The sequence below is a fragment of the Larkinella rosea genome (genome assembly GCF_003858635.1).
GTDB classification, from domain to species: domain Bacteria; phylum Bacteroidota; class Bacteroidia; order Cytophagales; family Spirosomataceae; genus Larkinella; species Larkinella rosea.
Genome location: NZ_RQJO01000008.1, coordinates 892130 through 912083, shown reverse-complemented (window position 1 = coordinate 912083; position 19954 = coordinate 892130). Strand labels below are relative to the sequence as shown.

Below are 19954 nucleotides of genomic sequence, written 5' to 3'. Positions count from 1 at the left end.
ACGTGCAGATTATCAGATTTTTAAATAATTATTAAGCTTCAGCACGGCGCCATTTCAAGTCCGGCAGACGGTTACTTTTGCGCTTTCATCCTCTCCCAACACTAGCATGATTCGAATCAAATGGCCAATCGCATTGGCCCTGGTAGCCTTATTGGCAAACGCCTGTATCAACGACCACGAACGTCCCGGTTTGTCACAGGAAAACCCCGCCACCTTCCGGGAAATTGCCTCAATGGATTTGGGTGGGGAAGCCTCCGCAGAGATTGCCGCTTATGACCCCATCAGCAAACGCCTGTTTGTGGTCAACAACGAAGCGACGCCCAAAGTCGACATTCTGGATTTGACGGCGTATCCGACGGTGACCAAATTAACTCCCATCGACCTCTCCTCGATGGGCGGGGTTGCCAACAGCGTAGCGGTTTTCGGCGGCAAACTGGCCATTGCGCTGGAAGCCACTAACAAGCAGGCCAACGGCAGTATCATTGTGGTCGACGCCAGCACGTTGGCACTAATTAAACAGGTTACGGTGGGTGCTTTGCCCGACATGATTACGTTCAGCCCCGATGGCAAGTACATCGTGACGGCCAATGAAGGCGAACCCAATCCTGCTTATACCAGCGACCCGGTGGGTTCTATTTCGATCATCAACGTGGCTGACAATTACAGTGTGAAAACGCTCACGTTCGATGCGTTTGCCGGTTCTCTGTCGACCCTGGCGGCTGGCGGTTTTCGGGTCTACGGTCCGGGCGCCAGCTTTGCGCAGGACATCGAGCCGGAATACGTCGCCATTTCGTCCAATTCAAAAAAGGCGTGGGTAACGCTTCAGGAAAACAACGGTATTGCCGAGGTTAATCTGGAGGCCGGAACCATTCTGGGAATCAACCCCTTGGGAACCAAAGATATCAGCCTGGCGAACAATGCGATGGACCCCAGCGATCAGGACAGTAAAATCAGTCTGGCGACCTGGCCCGTCAAATCTTTTTTCCTGCCCGACGCCATCTCGTATTTTTCAGCCGGGGGCAACGGCTATCTGATTACGGCCAACGAAGGAGATGCCCGCGAATACACGGCTTTCGACGAGCAGGTGCGGGTCGGAAGTCTGACATTGGATGGTACGGTTTTTCCAACCGCAGCGGACTTGAAATTACCCGCTAATCTGGGCCGTTTGCGGATCACCAAAACCGCCGGAAACAGCGGGGGCGTTTACAATACGCTGTACGGTTTTGGCGGTCGGGGTTTCAGCATCTACAATGCCGCCACCGGTGCGCGGGTCTATGATTCCGGCAAAAGTCTGGAAGAGCAGGTCATTGCCTCCGGCCTGAATCTGTACGACGATTCGCGTTCGGACGACAAAGGCGTTGAACCGGAAGGCGTTACAGTCGGCACAATTAACGGGAAACCCATCGGGTTTGTCGGGATGGAACGGGCGGATGCCATTGCCATCTACGATCTCAGCAATCCGACGGCTCCGCAATTCCTGCAACTTTTCAAAACCGGTGATGCGCCGGAAGGGGTTCTGTTTGTATCACCAGAAAACAGCCCCAACGGACGGAGCATGCTGGTGGTCAGCAGCGAAGGCGACGGAACCGTCAAGATTTACCAGCCGGATAAATGGTAGGCGGTTTTCGGTTTACCGTTTTCGGTTCAACCCGGAGTCTGTTACCGACTTCGTAAATCTGAAAACCGCTAAGCTGAAAGGAAAATAAACGGGCCACAAGGCAGCACAAAGGCGTGCAGAACGAGTCGCCTTTGTGCTGCCTTGTGGCCTTAACCCACTCATTAACAATTTCTTAAAATACAATTTATCCGTTCCTGCGTACCTTGCCAGTTAATTGTAACGCCGGTCATTTTGTGCTTCATCTCAACGTTCCAGCTGATCTGAAAAACCGCCTTTTATTCAGCCTGTTCGTCGTGCTGACGAATGCGGTTTTTGCGCAATTCCCGACGGCCTCTGAACACTTGTGATGACGTCTTAAATTTCGCTTATCAGACGCTCTTATTCAGCAAGTTTTAAAAAGTGTTGGCGAATAACTTCCAGCGAACCCTTAGTAAGCCGTCGAAATTTCAATGTTAATCTGTGTATGTAGTTTAGGTAATACGCAGATCAACGCGAATAGGAATTGGGACACAGCCATTACAAATTTTCCTCAATCAGTTTCGCCAAGTTTCCCCGCCTGAATTCACCAGAATAAAGCACTTTCCCGGTTTTATCGAGCAATACGACGACGGGAAAAACACCAATACCGTAGCGTTTTGCGACGTTCCGGGCATCATACAACAATGGATAATTTGGTTGTATTTTCTGTTTAAAAACCGCAATAACTTCCTTTGAATCGTGTGGATTAAGGCCAAGCAATTCAAAGTTTTTGTTTTTATATTGTGTATAAAGCGCGTTCAGTTCTGGCACTGACGCTACGCAAAAACCGCAATTCCGTATCCAGAAATCAAGCAAGACCACCTTTCCCCTACATTGATTTAAAGTAGCCGTTTCGGTGGCGTCAAAAACCGGCAAGGTCCAGTCCGGCGCGATTTGGCCGTACGAAATCAGTTGACTTTTTTCAGCTTCCGGTTTTGCTATTGTATATTCGTTCAGGTAGCTTGAATAATACCAGGAAGAGTCGGCGGGCGAATCTTTCGCGTCGAGATACTGAAAACTGACTTTCGTGAAATCCTGATTGCTACTATTGGATTCAATCACTTCAACGGGCAGATCCGTCGCTTTATTGATCAGCAGGCGATACCGGATCGTCCGCTCCTGCGTAATCGGCCTGTAAGTTCCCAAATAACCCATCACTTTCTGTTTCAGGGCGAAGACTACTGCGTAAAATGGCGTCGTACCGACCAGGGTATCCGCCACGGCTTTGGGAACCGACGCATCCGAAAGAATCAGTGGTAACGCGGTTCGGAACGTAACCGGTGAGTTGTAGAAGAAGGAAAGCGATTCAAAATCCGGGCGGTTTGGTTTAACGTTTAGTTGCATCATCCGACTTTTGCGGTTGCATTGAAACTGCTCCGTGCCATTGAAGATAGCAAACAGATCCGGATTGCTGAACTGGTATAGAACGCCTAAAACCGGGTCTGATGAGCTAAAATCCAGGTAGCAATTTCCGCTCATCTCGTGGTGGATTCCCTCCGAAAAGTAATTAAGCTCTCGGCGGTACCGGTACCGGAGCGTTTTCTGGCTGCTCAGTTTTTGCGACGTTTTGCGGAGGACATCCTCCGCCGAAACGGTTCCTGACTGGGCAAAACCGGGCGTTTTCGTGTATAATACCAGAAAAAAGGACATGGCAAGAGTCATAGAAATCAATGATTTCATCGGCGTCAGTTGTAAGAGTGGAAAAAAATGGGGAAGTGATGGAAACGCTTATTTCAAACTAGTCAGCGTTTTTTGGAGGAGTTTGCGGAAAAATGGGGAGAAGCCAGTGCCAGAATTTTGATCTGTTCAATCTGACCGTCCTTTAGTTTCACGTATACATCCATGCCTCGGCCTTCGCTGTTTTTCGAAAAGAGAATCAGTTCGGTCGGCGGTTCGGTCCCGGCTTTTCGGCTTTTAAGTTGGATTTTTCTAATCAGATTCTGTGTCCCGTTGGGCGTATCGATCACCGCGAACGCGTTCGTGGTATGGATTGAAAAGTTTCCGGCAAGCGTTGTCATTTTTCTCGGCGGATTCACCGATGCGTCCGGTATTTTTGGAAGCATCAGCATGATCAGGATTACCAGCAGAAGACCGTAGCTCCCTATAAACCGGCGCGAAGACGGTTTTCGGTTCATCATTTCAATCCGTTTTTTGATGATCAGTTCGGTGAAATTAGTTGATAAAGTCACTCGCAAACCGCTGATACGCACCAGCATATATTGATAGTTTTTAGAGTCGAATCCACGCCGTAGTATCTGCTGATCGACCCTGAATTCCAGATTTTCTTTGATGGCCTGTTTCAAAAACCAGCTCACCGGATTAAACCAGAAAAAAACCGTACATACTTCCACCAGCAATACGTCTAGTGTATGCCATTCTGTAACGTGGATTTGCTCATGTTGCAGAATCGAACCACGTTCTTCCTCCGAATGCTTTGCCGGGTTTAAATAAATGGCTTGCCAGAACGAAAACGGGTTCAAATCGTCGCTAACCGCCCGGAAACGAAACCCATTGTACGTCACCCGTTGCGTACTCATGTGGATGCGATAGAGCGACAGTAACTGCACCACCAGCCGCAACGTCATCACGGCAACGCCGAACCAGAACAGGATCAACAGCCCGTCCCAGCCATTCCAGGAAGCGGCCTGCTGCAATACAGGTGTCGTCATTTTCCAGTCAATCGGTACTTGAATCGGGCGGATCAGGCTCTCATTTTCACTGACAAACGGGGCCAGATCGACCAGCGGATAAAGTAGCGAGGAAATAAGTCCCAAAACCAGAAAAAGGCGGTTTAGGGTAAAAAACGTCAGTCGCGCCAGAACCACCCGGTACACCAAAAAGAAGAGCAATAGGGCCATACTGGCCTGAAGTAGGTATACAAAAACGGCAGGCATATTAGCTGGGTTTTCGTTTTTCAATCAGATCGATAATCTCTTTCAATTCATCGGCGCTAATCTTTTTGTCTTCGGCAAAAAATGCCACCAGTTCTTTAAAGGAGTTCCTGAAATAATCGCTCACAAAACCGCTCATGAACCCTTTCTTATACTCTTCTTCGCTAATCAGCGGCTCATAACGATATGTATTTCCCAACTTTTCGCTTTTAAGGTATCCTTTGCGCTCCAGATTGCGAATGGTGGATGCCAATGTCGTATACGGCGGGCGCGGTTCGGGCAGTTGATCCAGAAAATCTTTGACGAAACTGCCTTTATTTTTCCAGATGACCAGCATCGCTTCTTCTTCCTGCGTGGTTAGCTTATTCACGATCTACGATTTTTTCGTAAATCTACGAATATTTCGTAGACATTTATAAATCAAGTGATAAATAAAAAAAGCAGACGTCGGAGAAGAAAACCGCCTAATTTCGCTCCACTGTCACCCGGGCACTGCCCATCGGTATCCCGACCCCACAGGAGCTTTTTAAGGACGTAATCGTGTATTCCGCCGAACTGGTGGGGGCCACCGTCAGTATGTACGGATTGAGAAACGTTCCGTTCACCTGTGTACCGTCGGACAAAACAAACGACCAGGGCGGCAGCCCGTTTTTGAACGCCACCCGCACTTTGGAGGTCTGGCCGGGCCGGATAGTGCCCTCCCCTGCCACAATGGCCTGGCTGACGTTGGGAGCCAGAATTTTAATCGTCGTTTCGGAACCAGCCACTGCCGGGCTGGTCGAAGCTACGCGCAGCCGGACGGTATTGAGGGTGTCTTTCAGGTAAGCCGGTGTGATGGTGGCTTTCAGAACGCCATCCTTGTACGTCGTTGCCAGATTGACAAACCGCCCGCTGGTGTCGGCCACCTGCACAACGTACTTGTTGTTGGCGTAAAACCGCCCGGCGGTCGTAAACGGAACGGTAATTTCGGCACCGTGGCAAATCGTTCGGGCCGACAGATTGCCGGTGGTGATGGTCGATGGCGGAATGTTCACTTTCACAAAGGCCCGCCCGCTGTACTCCCCGACCCCGCAGGCACCACCCGCCGACGTGATGGCGTACCCCGTCGGATTGTTCGGCGTTACACGAATTGTATGCGGGCTTCTGGTGATGTTATTTTCGTAGGTTCCGTCGGTCAGCAACACGAACCACGGTCCGCCCCCGCCGAAGTCGATGTTCAGTTCGGCGGTTTTCCCTTCCTCAATTTTGATGGTATCGTTCCGCAAAACCGCTACGGCCTGAGCCGCCACGGCCAGATTTTCGCTGTTGCTGCTGATGGCCGGGAGTGTCGCCACCACCCGAATTTTATAAGCCCCTTTGGGGGAAATCCCGTAAGGCAGCCGCGCCGTCAGTGGGCTGGCGGTGCCGGAGCCGGAAATGGTTGTCCAATTCTCCGTTGAATCGGCGAGCTGGGCCACAAACCCGTTCCCAGCCTGGTATCTTCCGGTTGCCGTAAAAGCCACCTGAAAGGGCGTTCCGGTACAAATCCGATAGCCGCCGTTCGGTGCTTTCAGCGTGATTTCCGGGTTTGGATTTTCGTTAACATTGACAATGATTTCACCCGAAACCGCTCCGCTTCCGCAGGGGCCGCTGACGTTCACGACTTTGTAAATCGTTGGTTTCTCCGGTGTTACGGTTATTTCATACGGCGTCGTCATGGTATTCTGCACTTTCGTTCCATCCGACAACACAAAGGACCACGGCCCGTGACCGCTCAGCGCCACGCGAAACGTAGCGGGTTGACCGGGCAAAACCGTCACCGCGTTACTGCCGTCGGGCAGTTCGATTCGCGCACCCGGAACGGGCAAAACCCGGAGCGATTGCGCCGTGCCGTTCACCACCGGATTGGTGGACGCAACCCGCAAACTATAGCGGCTGCCAGCCGCCGTCGTCACAGGAATAACACCCGCCAGCGTCCCGTTGCCGAAAGGTCCCGCTTTAGTGGGTTCGCTCAGGTTCGTCACTTTTCCGCTGGCATCGACCAGTTGCAGCACAAATTTATTATCGGGTGAAAACCGCCCTCCCGACGAAGTGTAGGGCACCGAAACCGGCGATCCGGCGCAAACTGCCAGGCCGTTCAATTCTCCGGTCAGTACTTCGGGCAGGGCCACTTTGTGGCTATCCGCTTGCGCCCGCAGGGCCGCCGTGTCGATCCGCATGGTGGTATCACGCTGAAACATAGCCTTATAAGCGCTATCTTTCAGGAATTTTTCATAGAGCGAATCTTTCCGGATTATAATCAGGGTATCAGCCAAAGCGGTTTGCCGACCGGCTTTCCGCCCCCCTCCCGACGCTCCGATGGTGATGATGCCAACGATCCCCACAACGATACTCAACAACGTAAATTTATTCATGCAACTGCGGTTCAGCTTCAAAATCGGATGTTCTTTCCGTTAAGTTAACGAACTTTGCGTTAATGGTTTTTGAAATGCAAAGTTCGTTAACTATAACGGAAAGTTTGCAGACAGTAGTACAAAGTTAATCAGCCCGCATGAACGAGGAATTGATCCAGCTTCAGGTATCCGAAATAATTCGGGAAACGCACGACACCAAGACGCTTCTTTTGCAGCCCACTGACGGGCAATCGATTCCGTACCAGGCCGGGCAATTTCTGACACTTTTGTTTCATCACCTGGGCCACGAAGTCCGCCGGTCGTATTCGCTGAGTTCAACACCGGGCGACGCTTCGCCGGGCAACGATTCGCCCGAAAAACCGGCTGAACCCTTGAGTCTGACCATCAAACGGGTTGAGAACGGCGAAATTTCCCGTCATTTACTCGATCATCTGCACATTGGCGATATCCTCACCAGCTTACCGCCGGCCGGCCGGTTTACGCTGGAAACCGCTCCCGACCAGCAACGGGATATTGTGCTGATCGGTGCCGGAAGCGGTATTTCGCCCCTGTTCGGTATTCTGAAACAGGTTTTGCGCGATGAGCCGAAAAGCCACGTTACGCTGCTGGATTGCAATACCAGTGAACGAACTATTATTTTTCATACCCAACTCGAAGCGTTGCAACAACAGCATCCCGACCGGTTTCAATTGATCCATTTGCTCAGTCAGCCGTCGGACAACTGGCGGAAAGCGGGCAATATTCGTCGGGGACGACTGAACAATTGGCTGCTGGAAAACATGCTGCCGGAATTGACCCGATTTGAGCGGGATGCCGCGCGCTGGTACATTTGCGGGCCGTTTGCGTTTATGCGGATGGTACAGATTACCCTGATTTACGCCGGTATCCGGCTGGATGCGATCAAAAAAGAAAATTTTGTCATCGAACCCGTCACGCGAACCCCACCGCCGGAACTGGCCAAAGATCACCGGATTCTGCTGCGGTTTCGGGGAACCGAATACGACATCGACGTTCCGGCTTACAAATCCATTCTGCAAGCGGCTCTGGATCACGGCGTTCACTTGCCGTATAGCTGCAAAGGCGGACGGTGTTCGAGCTGCGCGGTTCGGCTGAAAGCGGGCGAAGTTCACATGACGATCAACGATGTACTGACCGAACGCGACCTCAACAACGGCTGGGTGCTGACCTGTACCGGTTACCCGGCATCGGAAGGCTTAATCCTGGAAGCCTAACCCTGTCAGTGGTCGAAGACCCTGTCAACGGCAAATCGCAGGCAAAACCGGTTTGTACAAACCCGCTTATTTTACTTTAACCTCTCCGAAACTTCACGCCCCAATTTTCTGTTAGATTTAAGAATAAGGCTATCACAACGTGACCGAAAACAACACCCCCGCCCGCGCTGCCGGGCTTACTGACATTGACCTGACGGGCTACGAACAGATTGAGGTATTAGGCGCCCGCGAACACAACCTGAAAAATATTGATGTTACCATTCCCCGCAACAAACTGGTGGTGGTGACGGGAATTAGCGGCAGCGGCAAATCGTCGCTGGCGTTCGATACCATTTATGCCGAAGGACAACGCCGGTACATGGAGAGCTTTTCGGCCTACGCCCGCTCGTTTATCGGTAATATGGAACGACCCGACGTCGATAAAATCAACGGATTGAGCCCGGTTATTTCCATCGAGCAAAAAACCACCTCCAAAAATCCGCGTTCGACGGTTGGAACCACCACCGAAATTTACGACTTTCTACGTCTGCTCTACGCCCGCGCCGGAGAAGCGTTTTCGTACGTGACGGGCCGGAAAATGGAGCGCCAGTCGCAGGATCAGATCATTGACACCATTCTGACGCACTATTCCGGCAAAAAACTGACCTTGCTGGCGCCCATCGTGCGGGGTCGGAAAGGACATTACCGCGAACTCTTCGTTCAGATTGCCAAGCTAGGCTACGCCAAAGTACGCGTCGACGGCGAAGTGGTGGACATTGTGCCAAAAATGCAGCTCGACCGGTATAAAGTCCACGATGTGGAGATTGTAATCGACCGGATTGTGCCCAAACCGGAAGACCGGTATCGCCTGAGCCAGTCGGTGCAGACGGCATTGAAACAGGGAAAAGGCGCCATGCAGATTCTGGATGAGAAAAAACAGTTGACGTATTTCTCCCAGAATCTGATGGACCCCGAATCGGGCATCAGCTACGATGAGCCGTCACCCAACACGTTTTCGTTCAATTCGCCCTACGGAGCCTGCCCGGTTTGCAACGGTTTGGGGCTTATCGAAGAAATCACGGAAGAATCGGTTATTCCAGACAAGTCACTCAGTATCAGCCGGGGAGCGATTGCTCCACTGGGCGAATACCGCGAACTCTGGTTTTTCCGGGAAATCGAAGTCATTCTAAAAAAATACAAACTCAGCCTGACTACCCCGGTTGAAAAATACCCGGCCGATCTGCTGCACGCACTGCTGTATGGCACCGAAGACGAAGCGACGATGCCGTCGAAGAAATTTCCGGGGCAGGATTATTACAATTTCAAGTTCGAAGGCGTCATCACCTTTCTGAAACGCCAGCAGGAAAGCGCCGATTCGGCCGGTCGCTCCGACAAAATTCAGGAGTGGCTGAAGGATTTTACGGTCATCAAAACCTGCCCGGAATGTGAAGGGGCACGCTTGAAAAAGGAATCGCTGTGGTTTCGGATGGATGGCAAAAACATTTCCGAGCTGGCGCGAATGGATATTTCGGAACTGGCAGACTGGATGATGGGTCTGGAGAATCGCCTGTCGAACCGGCAGAACGTGATTGCCAAGGAGATTCTGAAAGAAATCCGGAAGCGGATCGGTTTTTTGCTGGACATCGGGCTGGATTATTTGATGCTCGACCGGCCTTTGCGAACGCTCTCCGGCGGAGAAGCCCAACGCATCCGGCTGGCTACACAGATCGGCACGCAACTTGTTGGTGTTCTGTATATTATGGACGAACCCAGCATCGGTTTGCACCAGCGTGACAACGTCAAACTGATCGATTCGCTCAAAAATCTGCGCGATTTGGGCAATACGGTTTTGGTCGTTGAACACGATAAAGACATGATGCTCGAATCCGACTTCATTCTGGACATCGGGCCCGGGGCCGGGCGGCACGGTGGTCAGGTGGTGGGCTCCGGAACACCCGAACAATTTCTGAAAAACGGCAGCACCACGGCGGCTTATCTGAGCGGTCGCCGGGCGATTGAAGTGCCGAAAGAACGGCGGAAAGGCAACGGGAATCAACTGATTATCAAAGGAGCAACGGGCCATAATCTAAAGAACGTGACCATGAAGTTGCCGCTGGGTCAGATGGTTTGCATTACGGGTGTGTCGGGCAGCGGCAAATCGTCGCTGATTCACGAAACGCTGTTTCCGGTTTTGAACAAGCATTTTTATAAGTCGAAACGCGAGGCTCTGCCGTTCAAATCGGTCGAGGGACTGGAGCACCTGGACAAGGTGATCGAGGTGGATCAGTCACCCATCGGCCGGACACCCCGTTCCAATCCGGCGACGTATACCGGCATGTTTTCCGACATCCGTACGCTGTTTGCCGAACTGCCCGAAGCCAAGATTCGGGGCTACAAACCGGGGCGGTTTTCATTCAATGTCAAGGGTGGCCGCTGCGAAGAGTGCGAAGGTGCGGGGATGAAGAAAATCGAAATGGAGTTTTTGCCGGACGTTCACGTCATGTGCGAAACCTGCAAGGGCAAACGCTTCAACCGCGAAACGCTGGAAGTGCGTTTCAAAGGGAAATCCATTGCCGACGTGCTGGACATGACCGTCGAACAGTCACTGGAGTTTTTTGCGAGTCAGCCGAAAATTTTGCGCAAAGTGCAGACGCTGAACGACGTTGGGTTAGGGTATATCACGCTCGGCCAACACGCCACGACGCTATCCGGCGGGGAAGCGCAACGGGTGAAACTGGCGGAGGAACTGTCGAAGAAGGATACGGGAAAAACCATGTACATCCTCGATGAACCCACCACCGGCCTTCATTTTCAGGACATTGCGCATTTGCTGGATGTGCTGAACAAGCTGGCGGATAAAGGCAATACGGTTTTGATCATCGAACACAACCTGGATGTCATCAAGGTTTCCGACCACCTCATCGATATGGGTCCGGAAGGTGGCAACAAAGGCGGTACTATCGTCGCGGAAGGCCCGCCGGAGAAAGTCGCGAAGGTGAAAGGCAGCTATACCGGGAAGTTTCTGGCCGCGGAGCTAGCGGCTGGTGGAAAACGGTGAAACGATTTTTGGTTCAGGAAGATAACCGGATAAGCTCACGAGTTAAACCGTAGCTCATCCGGTTATTTGCATTTAACAACCTGTCTTTCAGTTATGCGGTTTCAATGCTGATGGCCTTTCGTATTGAGTTAATGATTGGGCTTGCATGAAAACCAGTGTCTTGACGGGAGAATTTTGGCACCCAACCGGTTATTTTACTGAAGTAACCGTCACATCGTACGCCAGGGGTGAGTATGGGGTGACCGTGTAGGTTGTCTTGTCGACAATCCCTTGTGTTCCATAGCCAAGCGAGGACGCAAAAACCAGTAAAGCCTTGTCACCGACATTGAGTTGGGACAGCCCGTTCAGTAAACCGGCAACTACCGTAGCCTGCCTCACTCCCACACTGATTTCCCTGGCGGTTTGCGTTTCAAAGGGAGTTTTTCCGCGCAAGGTTTGCGCAGAGTAGGCAACGGTGACAGTTTTGCCTGATGTGACTTTGGGTCCGGTACCCTGGGTTAACCTGTAGACCCAGACACTATCTTTAGAGCCTTCGACGAATGCTTTAAGCGTAGGACGTCCGAGCTTTTTAATGGCAGCATAGTCCATAATTTGCTCGGTTTCCGTCCGGGAGTGGTGTAGCTTGACATTAAAGACTACGGGAACATATTCTGGAATTTTGGAACTGCCCTGCCCAAATGCCAGGTTAGAAGGCATAAAAAACAGGGCCCGCTGACCTTCTTTCATCAACAAAAGTCCTTCTTCAAGCCCAAGGACAACGACACCTCTAACAAAAGGCGAATAAACCGATTTGGTTTGATTAGCGCTGTCCACCAAAATTGTTTTATTGCCATCGATGTACGACAAAGTGAAATTGAATTCAATTTCTTCGTTCAGCTGCGCTCTTTTATTTCGTGTAGAGGTGGTATCCGAAAATGCATAATACAAACCGGTAGACGTAGGCGTCACTTTGTTTAGCAGCTGATTGGCACTGAGGTAATCTTTAATTTGTTGGTCGTTTTTTTCGGCCGCTCCAGCGCTCGGATCATTGAAATTATTCTTACAGGCACTGACGGCCAGATACAGGAAAATGTAAAGATAGAATGGGTGGAATTTCATCTTGCTGGTAATTAAAGGTTATCAATACCCAACGATCCCACTGATTGGCAAACCGTTGTAACCGCCGGGAAATAGGCTGGCTATAGTTGACAAAGTAGACCTAGGTTAAGTTCATCTACCCCATTCCGATCCGGCATCGACGCTGAGCGCCCATGCGGGTTACCGAAAGAACAGCCGCTTTACAGGCAAAGGCCACCGCCAGAGCGCCATTGAAACAATTCAATTGCCCGCAGCGGTGGAATCTACCGCCGTGACGGCTGGGGCCGGAATCAGGCGGGCCACGGTATTCGTGTGCAGATAGGCACCGAGCGTAATCACGACATTCGGAACACCGGCTTCGTGGAACTGCCAAGCGGCATTTTCGGCCGTCGCTATACCGGTCACCCGAATACCGGTCAGCAACTCCGCTTCGGTTTCGTTGGGTGTGAGCAGGTAGAGATATTGAAAAAGAGTGGGAGAAAGCGGTTGGGCAGGTGCCGGGTTCAGAATGACCCGCAGTCCTTTTCGTAACGCTGCCGGCTGGCGCGTTCGACGGTGGGCAGCGGAATTTCCAGGTGAATCAGCACAAGAGACGAATCCGTCAGGGCATCGATGGCCTGTTCCACTTCATCGGTTCTCAGATTTCCGTTGGAGCCGGGTGCTACTGCAATGCAGTTTTCGCCCGCAGCATCGACGTTGATGAGCGCCACCCCGGACGGATTTTTCGGATCGGTAAAGACAAAGGAGGTATTGATGCCTTCGCGCTGAAACTGCGACAGAGCCTGCTGGCCGAAAATGTCGTTGCCAACTTTCCCCACAAAAACCACGGAAGCGCCCAGACGGGCGGCTGCAACGGCCTGATGAGCGACCGGGATCCATCAGGAATGTGCTGCCAATCACCGTTTCGCCGGGTACCGGTAGTCGATCGGTTTTCAGCACCATACCGGTATTTGAACTGCCGACGACGCAGATTGTTGCAGTCATCGGAGTTTAGGAATCGCCTGAAGCCCAAATATACCTTGAATTGATGCAAATCTACAGGCTGAACGAACGGGAAAATTTGAACGGTTTTAAACGGAACGACGATCCGGATGAGAAACCGGTGATTCGGCAGAAGTCGATTGGAGCTTGCCAACACCGCTCAGATCCTGAATGGGTTGTAATTCGCCAATGACCTGAAGGTCAGCGTCAGAGGCATCCGTTTCAATTCCAATCCCCAGTTGCTGGCGCATTTCGTCGGCGGTCAGGCTGTGGCCATCGTGACTCCAGCCGGGCGGGGCCAGCAGGTATTTTATCTTCTGGCCGAACGGCCCCGGTATACGAAGGTCGTCCACCAGTTTTTTCCATTCGTGAAAAACCAGATTAGCGGGCGAGTGATCGGTAATGTTGGTGGTCAATCCGTAGCGGACGGGGTCGGTCGGTTCTTCCTCGGCAAACGTGCCAAACAGACGATCCCAGATGATGAGCATCATGCCCATATTCCGGTCGAGGTAACGGACGTTCGAAGCGTGGTGAACCCGGTGGTGCGAGGGCGTTACCAGAAACCATTCCAGAAAACCGAGTCGTTTAACGTATTGGGTATGAACGATGATACCGTAAATCTGGGTCGCCGAATACATAAACACGATGTCTTCGGCCCGGAAACCCAACAACGCGATGGGAATAAAATAGATAAACCGGTAAACCGGTTGAAGCACCGAAGAGCGGAAGCCGACCGTCAGATTAAATTCTTCCGAAGAGTGGTGCGTGACGTGCACCGCCCAGAACAGTCGGCAGAAATGATCGACCCGGTGCAGCCAGTAAAAGGCAAAATCTTCCAGAATCAGGAGCGTCAGCCAGTACAGCCAGGGCATCGTGATTTCTGTCAGGCGGTATTGATAAACCCACACCAGAACGCCCACATAAAACCCCCGAACCAGTAAATCGACGCTCATATTGAGCACAGTCAGGTAACAATTCTGGAGGATTCCTTTAACCGAGTAGTATGAGCGATGCTGGTAATAGCTCAACAACATCTCTGCGCCGATAATGAGCACGTACAGAGGTGTGGAGAGCATCAACAGCAAAGACTCCCTAAATCCGATCATTTTTCTGTGTTACGGTAAATACATTACAAATTACTGCATTGGTGGACAGTTTTTAATGAACTTCTGATTAGAAATTCATTAAAAATCAGCTCAATTGTTGAAAACTACAAAACCATTTCCTTTTTACCAACGCACCTGCCCATCCCCCACAACAACCCATTTCTCGGTGACTAGTTTTTCGAGTGCGAATGGCCCCCGGGCATGCAGTTTCTGCGTCGAAATACCAATTTCGGCACCCAGTCCAAAAACGCCCCCATCGGTGAAGCGGGTCGACGCATTGGCGTAAACGGCAGCCGCATCTACTTCATTCAAAAACCGGTCGATGGCCGCCGGGTCGCGGGAAATAATCGCTTCGGAATGGCGCGACGAATACGCCTGAATGTGCGACAAGGCATCTTCCAAACCGCCGACCACTTTGATGGCACATTTATAGTCGAGAAACTCCCGGCCAAAATCACTCAATTGAGCGGGTTGAAGCATTGGATAATTCGCTGACGCTAAGATAGGGTACGCATCTTCATCCGCAAAAACCTCGACATTCCATTTTGTAAAATCGTCCACCAGCATCGGCAAAAAAGCTTCCGCAACCGCCTGATCGACCAACACGCAATCCAGCGAGTTACAAACCGACGGGCGCGACACGCGGGCGTTGATGACAATATCCCGGGCTTTTTCCAAATCGGCCGTCCGTTCAACGTAGGCATGACAAACACCCGCGCCGGTTTCGATGGTCGGCACCAGCGAATTTTTCCGGACATACTGAATCAGCGAATCCGAACCGCGCGGAATAATGATATCGATATACCGCGTGGCCGTCAGCAATTCGTTGACCACCGACCGATCCGGTGGCATCAGCGCAACGGCGGCTTCAGGGATGTCAAACTCCGCCAGCACCTGGTGAATCAACCCGACAATTGCCAGATTGGAATGATGCGCTTCTTTCCCGCCTTTCAGCACACAAGCGTTTCCCGACCGCAGACAGAGCGAAGCCACGTCCAGCGTCACGTTGGGCCGCGACTCGTAAATAACACCCACCACGCCCAGCGGAACCGCCAGTTTACGCAATTGCAGCCCCTGTTCAATGGTTGTTTCCAGTAAAACGTTGCCACTTGGATCGGGCAAAACCGCTACCGTCCGCAGGCTATCTGCCAGATCACAAATCCGCTTTTCATTCAGCAACAACCGGTCTTTTTTCGGATCGGTATCCGGCATGGCATCCAGATCTTTCTGATTTTCAGCCAGGATTGCTTCCCGGTTTTCCAAAACCACGTCCGCCAGCCGATTGAGCAGCGCGGTTTTCTGTTCGGCAGACAGGCGCCGGACGAAGGCCGAAGCAAACTTCGTTTCCTGAAGAAGAGGAGTTACTGCATTCATACAATCCACTGTTTTTACAAAAGTACAATATCGTTGGCATTTGCCACTTCCACATTTTGCTGGTTCAACTGCGGCAGTAAATCCGACGACGACAGCCGGGCGCGCGCTACGGCCACTGTCGAGCCGTTTTCGTCACAAATCTCGACCACTTCGCCAGCCGCAAATTCGCCTTCTACTGCCCGAACACCAACCGCCAGCAAACTGTTCCGCCGGCCCAGAGCCGCTACCGCCCCGGCGTCGATGAGCAGCGTTCCGGCGGTGAGGCTGCCGCTCCCCAGCCAGCGTTGCCGCGACGAGGGCGTGCTAACCTGTGGGGTAAACGCCGTCCCGGTTTCGCCCCGCAACGCCCGCAAAATGCCATCGGGCTGTTTCAGACCAAAAATCGCCACCCGAATGCCCATGCGCGTCGCCAGTTTGGCAAATGTCAGTTTGGAAGCCATGCCGCCCAGCCCCAGCGCCGATTTTTCGTCCCGAACAATCCCGAAAACGGATTCATCCACCTGGTTGACCGTTGGGATAATATGCCCGTCCTGATCCAGCAAACCGCCCACCGAGGTGCAAAGCATCAGGGTTGACGCGCCGAAACCGACCGCCATGAGCGTAGCCAGTTCGTCGTTATCCGAGAATTTCAATTCGCGGTCGCTGACCACGTCGTTTTCGTTGGCGATGGGAATAATGCCATTTTTCCACAATTCCTGCACGGTTTCTTTCAGTTGCAGAAACTGCTGCCGGTCGGCGAAGTGATGGCGTTCGCAGAGCGTTTGCGCAATTGGAATGTTATATTCGGAGAAAAACCGGTTATAGACATTCAATAACAGCAGATTACCGACGGCGGCTGCCGCTTTCCGTTGTGCGATTTCGCCCCGGTAGCCGTCGATCAGCCCTTTTCCGGCCCCCACCGCGCCCGACGACACCAACACAATGTGGTACGATTGACGCAACTCGGCCACTTGCCGGGCAATGTCGGCAATCACGGCTTCATTCAGCGAACCGTCCGGCTGCGTAATCGAGGCCGTACCAAATTTAATAACTAAAACTGACACGCTTGAACTGAGATTAAAGAAAGAAACTGAAAGATGTTGTTCGCGACGAAGTGAATGAGGGCGCAAAATTACGAAACCATCGGAGTAATCCGGGATTTAATCCGGTTGATTCTTGAAAAGAGGTGCCAAGACTGGTTCGGTGAAGGTGGCTTTTTTTTGCAGCGTTTGCTTCAACAGCTTCATGTATTCCGGTCGGGGGATTTCAATGGCGCCAAACCGACGGACATTGTCATTGATAAACTGCGTATCCAGCAGCTCAAATTGTTGTTTTCGCAGGATTTCGATCAAGAAATGGAAGGCCACTTTGGAGGCATTCGGAACGGTATAGAACATCGATTCGCCGAAGAAAACCGCCCCCAGGGCCACGCCGTATAAACCGCCCACCAACTGATTATCGATGTACGTTTCAACGCTGTGGGCCATTCCCATCCGGTGCAAATCCACGTAGGCTTCCACGATTTCTTCCGAAATCCAGGTACCGTCGTTCTCGGATCGGGGCAGGGCACACTTACGCATAACCTGCTCAAAATCAGTATTAATGCGTATTTCGAACAGTTTTTTATTCAGAACCGGCCGCAGGGATTTGGCAGGTTGGTAGGTGTCGAGCGGAATGATGGCGCGGGGATCGGGCGAGTACCAATAGAGCGTATTGTCCGTATCGGCCATCGGAAAGATACCATTGATGTAGCCATAAATCAGATCATCAGAGGACAGACGATACATGAAAATTCGCTAAAGTTGTCACAACAAATATATAAAAAAACTCATTGGTAAAAAATCCGGGGCTGGCTGAACCATTCTGCTTTTTTTTCGTTATTCTATTGCACAATCGGAACAATTCCTTTATCATTGTCCCGCTTTTTGGCAATCACATTAATGGCAACACGCGTCTATATACCGACTTTCTACCATACAACGCCATTTCGGTTCAGGTCCGAAAGGACCCGACCTTGTTGCTTGCCTATGCGGTGAGCATCCGCTCCTGCGGCTCGTCCCTTTCTTATTTTTAATAATCAACAAACTTTTTTGATCACAGCCAACCGGTTTTGTCGCCGGGCAAAGGTGTATTCATTCGATCAAACGACAATGATTTCAGAAGTAAACAACGATACTTATGTAGTGCAGGTGGCTGACGAAAACCACCTTCAACTGGCCGAAGCGATCTGCAAAGAAATGGAGGAAAGCGCCAAGGCACGCGGTACGGGTATTGCTAAACGCTCGCCTTTGTACCTGATGGAAAAAATGCTGGAAGGCAAGGCGATCATAGCCACCACAAAGTACGGTGAATGGGTCGGTTTCTGTTACATTGAAACCTGGCAACACGGTAAATTTGTGGCTAATTCGGGTTTGATCGTGCATTCTGCCCACCGCAAGAGCGGCATTGCAACCCGCATCAAAAACGCAGCCTTCAAGCTCTCCCGTACGAAATACCCCGACGCCAAGATCATCGGATTAACGACGAGCCTGGCGGTCATGAAAATAAATTCCGACTTAGGTTACGAACCTGTGACGTTCAGCGAATTACCGGCTGATGATGCGTTCTGGAAAGGCTGTTCGAGCTGCGTCAATTACGATATTCTGACCCGGACCAACCGGAAACACTGTCTGTGCACGGGCATGCTGTATGACCCTGAGCAACACAAAAAACCGGAAGAAAAAACCCAATGGAATTTCCTGAAAGAATCGAAGCTGTATGAACGCTGGATGCGAATCAAACAACGTATTCTGATGCGTTTTCAGGAACGTCCCCGTGTCAGGAAACCCGAACGTGAACTGGAAACCGTCGGGTAAGGAAGTCATTGTAAAGGTTATTCAAGTGATTTTAAGTCCCTTTCGGCGGTTGGCTGGAAGGGATTTTTTAGTTTTGTGCTGAATTAAGTATTAGATCGCTAAAGATTAAAGATTTCCATACGTTCCATAGTCCACTGTGATGTCTCAACAGAAAAAAGTAGTACTTGCCTTTAGTGGAGGTCTCGATACCTCGTTTTGCGTTAAATATTTATCCGAAGATCTGGGGTATGAAATCCATTCCGTGCTGGTCGATACGGGCGGTTTTTCGGAGGCCGACCTGAAAGCCATCGAAGAGCGGGCATATTCTCTGGGCGTGAAGCACCACACCGCCATCGCCAAAACCGACGATTATTACCAGCAGTGTCTGAAGTATCTGGTTTTTGGTAACATTCTGAAAAACAACACGTATCCGCTGAGTGTGAGTGCCGAACGGATTTTTCAGGCCATTGCGGTAGCCGAATACGCCCGAGAAATCGGTGCCAACGCCATCGCCCACGGCAGCACCGGCGCGGGGAACGACCAGGTTCGGTTTGACATGGCCTTCCGGATCATTGCACCCGATGCGGAAATCATTACGCCGATCCGCGATCTGCGGCTTTCGCGCGAAGCCGAAATCGAGTATCTGAAATCGAAAGGAGTGGAGCAGGAATGGCACAAAGCCGCTTATTCCATCAATAAAGGGCTGTGGGGCACCTCGGTCGGTGGCCGCGAAACGCTGACTTCCAGCGGTTTTCTGCCTGAATCAGCCTGGCCAACGCAGGTGACGAAAACCGAACCGGAGCAAATTACACTGCATTTCAAAGCCGGTGAATTACAGGGCATCGGCGCCGAACCCATCGGCGATCCAGTTCAGGCCATTCAACAACTGGCGGAACTGGCCGGACCTTTCGGCATCGGGCGGGATATTCATGTGGGCGATACCATCATCGGCATCAAGGGCCGCGTCGGTTTTGAAGCGCCCGCTCCGCTCGTTATCCTGAAAGCGCACCACGCCATCGAAAAACACGTGCTGACCAAATGGCAGCAATACTGGAAAGACCAACTGGCGAACTGGTATGGCACAATGCTCCACGAAGGCCAGTTTCTGGACCCGGTGATGCGCAACATCGAAACGTTCCTGACGGATACGCAGAGCCACGTGACGGGCAAAGTCCACGTGCTGCTGGCGCCGTACCGCTTCCAGGTGCTCGGCATCGAATCGCCGTTCGACCTGATGTCGTCCACTTTCGGCAGCTACGGCGAGATGAACAACGCCTGGACCGGCGACGATGTCCGCGGCTTCTCGAAAGTGATGTCGAATCAGTTGATGATTTATGGAAAAGTGAAAGAGGCTAACAATGGATAATGAACAATGAACAATGAATAATGAAGATCATACACACTTTCATTATTC

At 51.5% G+C, this 19954-nt stretch carries 16 protein-coding genes; 5 read left to right on the top strand and 11 right to left on the bottom strand.

All coding sequences use genetic code 11. From position 1 onward, the window contains the following. Positions 1-106 precede the first annotated feature (106 nt). A complete protein-coding gene (locus EHT25_RS12475; protein ID WP_185731347.1) occupies positions 107-1618 on the top strand; it encodes a choice-of-anchor I family protein in 1512 nt (503 codons plus the stop codon). 516 nt (positions 1619-2134) lie between these two features. Here the strand turns inward: EHT25_RS12475 and EHT25_RS12470 are convergent. The 4 genes from EHT25_RS12470 to EHT25_RS12455 all read right to left on the bottom strand — a co-directional run bounded on the left by EHT25_RS12470 (position 2135) and on the right by EHT25_RS12455 (position 6920). Continuing rightward, complete coding sequence (locus EHT25_RS12470) at positions 2135-3286, bottom strand: peroxiredoxin family protein (RefSeq protein WP_221622270.1); 1152 nt, start codon at positions 3284-3286, stop codon at positions 2135-2137. Positions 3287-3378: 92 nt separating this feature from the next. Beyond that, positions 3379-4530 (bottom strand): M56 family metallopeptidase, encoded by a 1152-nt coding sequence (locus tag EHT25_RS12465; RefSeq protein WP_124874917.1) that lies wholly within the window; start codon positions 4528-4530, stop codon positions 3379-3381. A 1-nt stretch (position 4531) separates the two neighbouring features. After that, positions 4532-4897 (bottom strand): BlaI/MecI/CopY family transcriptional regulator, encoded by a 366-nt coding sequence (locus EHT25_RS12460; protein ID WP_124874915.1) that lies wholly within the window; start codon positions 4895-4897, stop codon positions 4532-4534. A gap of 94 nt (positions 4898-4991) precedes the next feature. Next, positions 4992-6920 carry a hypothetical protein gene (locus tag EHT25_RS12455; protein WP_124874913.1) on the bottom strand — a complete coding sequence of 643 codons (1929 nt, stop codon included), beginning with the start codon at positions 6918-6920 and terminating at the stop codon, positions 4992-4994. 137 nt (positions 6921-7057) lie between these two features. On the opposite strand from EHT25_RS12455, the gene EHT25_RS12450 reads away from it, so the two are divergent. Beyond that, entirely contained in the window at positions 7058-8152 is a 1095-nt protein-coding gene (locus tag EHT25_RS12450) for a ferredoxin--NADP reductase (protein WP_124874911.1), read from the top strand. Between the two features lie 139 nt (positions 8153-8291). After that, positions 8292-11189: an excinuclease ABC subunit UvrA gene (gene uvrA, locus EHT25_RS12445; RefSeq protein WP_124874909.1), complete on the top strand. Its 2898-nt coding sequence runs from the start codon at positions 8292-8294 to the stop codon at positions 11187-11189. A gap of 189 nt (positions 11190-11378) precedes the next feature. Here uvrA and EHT25_RS12440 read toward each other — a convergent pair whose 3' ends face one another. The 7 genes from EHT25_RS12440 to aat form a co-directional block, all read right to left on the bottom strand. Next, positions 11379-12287: an FKBP-type peptidyl-prolyl cis-trans isomerase gene (locus tag EHT25_RS12440; RefSeq protein ID WP_124874907.1), complete on the bottom strand. Its 909-nt coding sequence runs from the start codon at positions 12285-12287 to the stop codon at positions 11379-11381. A 219-nt stretch (positions 12288-12506) separates the two neighbouring features. Then, positions 12507-12773, bottom strand: coding sequence for a PfkB family carbohydrate kinase (locus EHT25_RS33355; protein ID WP_310588753.1), 267 nt, complete (start codon positions 12771-12773; stop codon positions 12507-12509). Next, positions 12770-13084 (bottom strand): PfkB family carbohydrate kinase, encoded by a 315-nt coding sequence (locus tag EHT25_RS33350; protein ID WP_310588748.1) that lies wholly within the window; start codon positions 13082-13084, stop codon positions 12770-12772. The genes EHT25_RS33355 and EHT25_RS33350 overlap by 4 nt, the downstream gene beginning before the upstream one ends. Positions 13085-13336: 252 nt before the next feature. Next, the gene (locus tag EHT25_RS12430) at positions 13337-14353 is read right to left on the bottom strand and encodes a sterol desaturase family protein (RefSeq protein WP_124874905.1); all 1017 of its coding nucleotides are present in this window, start codon (positions 14351-14353) and stop codon (positions 13337-13339) included. A 123-nt stretch (positions 14354-14476) separates the two neighbouring features. Further along, entirely contained in the window at positions 14477-15727 is a 1251-nt protein-coding gene (locus tag EHT25_RS12425) for a glutamate-5-semialdehyde dehydrogenase (protein ID WP_124874903.1), read from the bottom strand. A gap of 14 nt (positions 15728-15741) precedes the next feature. Continuing rightward, positions 15742-16770, bottom strand: a complete 1029-nt coding sequence (gene proB, locus EHT25_RS12420; RefSeq protein ID WP_124874901.1) for a glutamate 5-kinase — start codon at positions 16768-16770, stop codon at positions 15742-15744. A 96-nt stretch (positions 16771-16866) separates the two neighbouring features. Further along, positions 16867-17493 (bottom strand): leucyl/phenylalanyl-tRNA--protein transferase, encoded by a 627-nt coding sequence (aat, locus tag EHT25_RS12415; RefSeq protein WP_124874899.1) that lies wholly within the window; start codon positions 17491-17493, stop codon positions 16867-16869. A 363-nt stretch (positions 17494-17856) separates the two neighbouring features. Between aat and EHT25_RS12410 the strand changes: the two genes are divergently transcribed. Next, positions 17857-18561: a GNAT family N-acetyltransferase gene (locus EHT25_RS12410; protein WP_124874897.1), complete on the top strand. Its 705-nt coding sequence runs from the start codon at positions 17857-17859 to the stop codon at positions 18559-18561. A 139-nt stretch (positions 18562-18700) separates the two neighbouring features. After that, positions 18701-19906 (top strand): argininosuccinate synthase, encoded by a 1206-nt coding sequence (locus EHT25_RS12405; protein WP_124874895.1) that lies wholly within the window; start codon positions 18701-18703, stop codon positions 19904-19906. The last annotated feature ends 48 nt before the right edge of the window (positions 19907-19954 follow it).

Coding starts and splice junctions, on each gene's coding strand:
- EHT25_RS12475 (WP_185731347.1), top strand. CDS start 107: ATGATTCGAATCAAATGGCCAATCGCATTGGCCCTGGTAGCCTTATTG.
- EHT25_RS12470 (WP_221622270.1), bottom strand. CDS start 3,286: ATGTCCTTTTTTCTGGTATTATACACGAAAACGCCCGGTTTTGCCCAG.
- EHT25_RS12465 (WP_124874917.1), bottom strand. CDS start 4,530: ATGCCTGCCGTTTTTGTATACCTACTTCAGGCCAGTATGGCCCTATTG.
- EHT25_RS12455 (WP_124874913.1), bottom strand. CDS start 6,920: ATGAATAAATTTACGTTGTTGAGTATCGTTGTGGGGATCGTTGGCATC.
- EHT25_RS12450 (WP_124874911.1), top strand. CDS start 7,058: ATGAACGAGGAATTGATCCAGCTTCAGGTATCCGAAATAATTCGGGAA.
- EHT25_RS12440 (WP_124874907.1), bottom strand. CDS start 12,287: ATGAAATTCCACCCATTCTATCTTTACATTTTCCTGTATCTGGCCGTC.
- EHT25_RS12430 (WP_124874905.1), bottom strand. CDS start 14,353: ATGATCGGATTTAGGGAGTCTTTGCTGTTGATGCTCTCCACACCTCTG.
- EHT25_RS12425 (WP_124874903.1), bottom strand. CDS start 15,727: ATGAATGCAGTAACTCCTCTTCTTCAGGAAACGAAGTTTGCTTCGGCC.
- aat (WP_124874899.1), bottom strand. CDS start 17,493: ATGTATCGTCTGTCCTCTGATGATCTGATTTATGGCTACATCAATGGT.
- EHT25_RS12410 (WP_124874897.1), top strand. CDS start 17,857: ATGATTTCAGAAGTAAACAACGATACTTATGTAGTGCAGGTGGCTGAC.
- EHT25_RS12405 (WP_124874895.1), top strand. CDS start 18,701: ATGTCTCAACAGAAAAAAGTAGTACTTGCCTTTAGTGGAGGTCTCGAT.